Genomic DNA, 4,064 nt, shown 5'->3' with positions numbered 1-4,064 from the left:
GCCGGGGCCGCGTATGTGCCGGTGGACGTGGAGTATCCGGGTGCGCGGATCGGCTGGTTGCTGGAGGACGCGCGGCCCGGGCTGGTGCTGACCACGCAGGCGGCAGCAGGGAGCCTGCCGGAGAGGCTGCCGGTGGAGGTGGTGGCCGTGGACGATCCGTCGGTGACCGAGGCCTGCGCGTCCCTGTCGGGTGAGGAGATCGCTGACGGGGAACGCGTGGTGCCGTTGCTGCTCTCGCACCCGGCGTATGTCATTTACACGTCGGGTTCGACGGGTCGTCCGAAGGGTGTGGAGGTCACTCACGCCGGTGTGGCGGGGTTTGCGGCGGGTCTGGTGGATCGGATGGGTGTCGGCGTGGGTGGCCGTGTGCTGCGTACGGCGTCGCTGAGTTTCGACGCGTCGGTGCTGGAACTGGTTCTGGCGTGGGGTTCTGGGTCGGCGCTGGTGGTGCCGGAGGGCGGGTCCGGGCTGGCGGGGGAGGATCTGGAGGAGGCCCTTGCGCGGGGTGGGGTGACGCATGCGTTCTTGCCGCCGTCGGTGGTGGCGTCGTTGCCGGACGGTGCGTGGGAGCGGCTGGAGGGTCTGGTGGCTCTGGCGGTGGGGGCGGAGGCGTGTCCGCCTGAGCTGGTAGCCCGTTGGGCTCCCGGTCGTCGGTTGGTCAATGCCTATGGTCCGACGGAGATCACGGTGGCCGCGGCGATCAGTGACCCGTTGACCGCGGGTGGGGGTGCTCCGATCGGGCGTGCGGTGCCGGGTGCGGGTCTGTTCGTGCTGGACGAGCGCCTGGCGTTTGTTCCGGTGGGTGTGCCGGGTGAGTTGTATGTGTCCGGGCCGGGGTTGGCGCGCGGGTATGCGGGGCGGCCGGGTCTGACCGCCGGCCGTTTCGTGGCCAGTCCTTTCGGTGGTGCCGGCGAGCGGATGTATCGCACGGGTGACCTGGTGTGCTGGAACGCGGATGGTCAGCTGGAGTACCTCGGCCGTGCCGACGACCAGGTGAAGATCCGCGGCTTCCGTATCGAGCCGGGCGAGGTCCAGGCGGCGTTGGAGGCCGAGCCGGGTGTCTCCCGGGCCGTGGTCGTCGCCCGCCCGCACCACGGCGACACCCGCCTCGTCGCCTACATCGTCCCCTCGGCAGTGGGGGCGGAAGGCACGACCGCTGAGCAGGTCGACGAATGGCGGGAGATCTACGACTCGGTCTACGGAGAGGCCGTTCACGACGGCGAGGCCGGGACGGACGTGCTGGGGGAGGGCTTCGAGGGGTGGAACAGCTCTTACTCGGGGGAGCCCATCCCGTTGCCGGAGATGCGGGAGTGGCGTGACCAGGTGCTGGAGAGGATCCGGGGGTTTGCTCCTCGCCGGGTGTTGGAGATCGGTGTCGGTTCGGGGTTGTTGATGGGGCATGTGGCGGCGGGGGTGGAGTCGTACTGGGCGACGGACTTCTCGTCGTCGGTGGTGGAGCGGTTGCGTGGTCAGGTGGCGGGGCTGGGCTGGGATCACGTGGTGGTGCGCTGCCAGGCCGCCGATGATGTTTCCGGGCTTCCTGTCGGGGAGTTCGACACGGTTGTCATCAACTCCGTCGTGCAGTACTTCCCGGGGTGGGAGTATCTGGAGCGGGTGTTGGACCAGGCGTTCGGGCTGTTGGCCGAGGGGGGCCGGCTGATCGTCGGAGACGTGCGGCACCGGGGCCTGCTGCGGGCGTTCCAGACGGCGGTGCAGGCTCGTCAGCCGGGTGTCGGGGACACGGCCCGGTTGCGTGCGGTGGTGGAGCAGGCCGTGGTGACGGAGAAGGAGTTGCTGCTGGATCCCGGTTTCTTCGCAGCCTGGGCGGCCGGGCGGCCGGAAGCGGTGGGCGTGGATGTGCGGTGGAAGCGGGGCACGGCCCACAACGAACTGACGCGGCACCGCTACGACGTGGTCCTGCACAAGGCTCCCTCGCAGCCGCTCTCTCTCGCTCGGACACCCGTCATGGTGTGGGGGCGGGACGTCGAGGCGCTGGAGGCGTTGGGTGATGTGGTGCTGCCGGTCCGTGTGTCCGGGGTGCCGAACGCCCGGCTGACCGGGGAGGTCGCGGCGGCCCGCGCGATGGCCGCCGACGAGCCCATCGAGCGCGTCCGTGAGCTTCTGGACGGGGAGAGCGGGCTGGATCCGGAAGAGGTGTGCCGCTGGGCGCGGGCACGGGGCTGGGACGCCGTGGTCACCGTCGGTTCCGAGGGGGCGGACACCATGGATGTGGTGTTCGTCCCCGAAGACACGGGCGCGGTGTCGGATGTTTTCGTCGCGGTGGGTGTGGGGTCGCTTGCCGGGTCGGCGAGTGATCCGGTGCGGACGCGGGTGGCGGGTGAGCTGGTGTCCACGCTGCGTCGCGGTCTGTCGGAGCGGCTTCCGTCGTATCTGGTGCCGGCCGCGTTCGTGGTGCTGGAGGCTCTGCCGTTGACGGTGAGCGGGAAGGTGGACCGGGGGGCGTTGCCCGCTCCCGAGTACGCCTTCACGGCGTCGCGGGCGGCACGGACGCCGCAGGAAGAGATCGTGTGTGCTCTGTTCGCCGAGGTGTTGGGTGTGCCGGCGGTCGGGGTGGAGGACGACTTCTTCGAGCTGGGTGGGCATTCGCTGCTGGCGACGCGGCTGGTGAACCGGATCCGGGCCGTGCTGGGGGTGGATCTGGCCTTGCGCGTGTTGTTCGACCGGCCGACGGTGGCCGGTGTCGTGCGGCATCTATCGGCGACCGGGTCGCGTCCGGTGCTGGAGCGGCGTGAGCGGCCGCACCGCCTGCCGTTGTCGTTCGCGCAGCGCCGTATGTGGTTCCTGTACAAGTTCGAGGGTGCGTCGGCGACGTACAACATCCCGCTCGTGCTGCGTCTCACCGGTGAGCTGGACGTGCCCGCCATGGAAGCGGCCCTCAATGACGTGATCACCCGGCACGAGCCGTTGCGGACGGTCTTCCCCGACCTCGACGGCGAGCCCTACCAGCACATCCTCACCCCCACCGAAGCCCACCTCACCCTCCCGGTCGAACCGGTGACGGAGGATGCGGTGGCTTCCCGGCTGGCAGCGTGTGTTCAGCACGGATTCGAGCTGGACAGCGAAATCCCGCTGACGGCAAGGCTGTTGGCCTCGGGGCCGAGGGAAGCCGTCCTGGTGCTCGTGATGCACCACATAGCCGCCGACGGCTGGTCCATGACTCCTCTCGCGGCCGATCTCGCCTCCGCGTACGCGGCCCGGCGCGGAGGCGAGGGGCCGGAGTGGACCCCGCTTCCGGTCCAGTACGCCGACTACAGCGTCTGGCAGCACGAACTGCTCGGCGAGGACACCGACCCCGACAGTCTGCTACGCCGCCAAGCCGCGTACTGGACCGACCACTTGAGCGGTCTGCCCGACGTCGTCTCCCTGCCCACCGACCGGCCGCGGACCGCGACCCCCTCCTATCGCAGCGACACCGTGAGCTTCGCACTCGACGCCTCGACGCATGCCGCGTTGAGGGAGCTCGCCCGTGCGGCGGACGCGACGCTGTTCATGGTCCTGCACGCGGGCCTGGCGGCACTGCTCTCGCGGCTGGGCGCGGGGCGGGACATCGCGGTGGGCTCGCCCATCGCCGGACGCACCGACGAAGGTCTGGACGACCTGGTGGGCTTCTTCGTCAACACCCTGGTCATACGCGCCGACGTGACATCGGATCCCACGTTCGGCGAGCTCCTGACACAGATCCGTGAGACGAGTCTCGCCGCGTACAGCCACCAGGACATCCCCTTCGAGTACCTGGTGGAACGGCTCAACCCGCAGCGCTCGCCCGGCCATCACCCGCTCGTCCAGATCATGCTGGCGCTCCAGAACAGCACTGACCTGGCATTTGAACTCCCGGGCGTCCGAGCCGAGTTCGAGGATCCAGGCGTATCCGGTTCACAGTTCGACCTCACCGTCAACATGGGTGAGACGTTCGACGAGGACGGACACCCCGCCGGCATGTCCGGGCTGATCGAGTACGCGACGGACCTGTATGACGCGGGCACGGTGGAGTTGTTCGGGGCGCGGTTGGTGCGCGTGTTGAGTGGGGCGGTTGCAGGGCCCGG

Annotated in this window: 1 protein-coding gene; it reads left to right on the top strand. The window is 69.7% G+C overall.

Features of this window, described 5'->3' with window-relative positions; genetic code table 11:
- A partial coding sequence (locus tag ACZ7G3_RS35675) for an amino acid adenylation domain-containing protein (RefSeq protein ID WP_470930862.1) occupies nt 1–4,064 on the top strand: 4,064 nt, incomplete at both ends.

The organism is Streptomyces sp. NPDC037271, assembly GCF_055603605.1.
The sequence above is the reverse complement of the archived record's forward strand: the minus strand, read 5'-3'. Positions and strand labels throughout refer to the sequence as shown.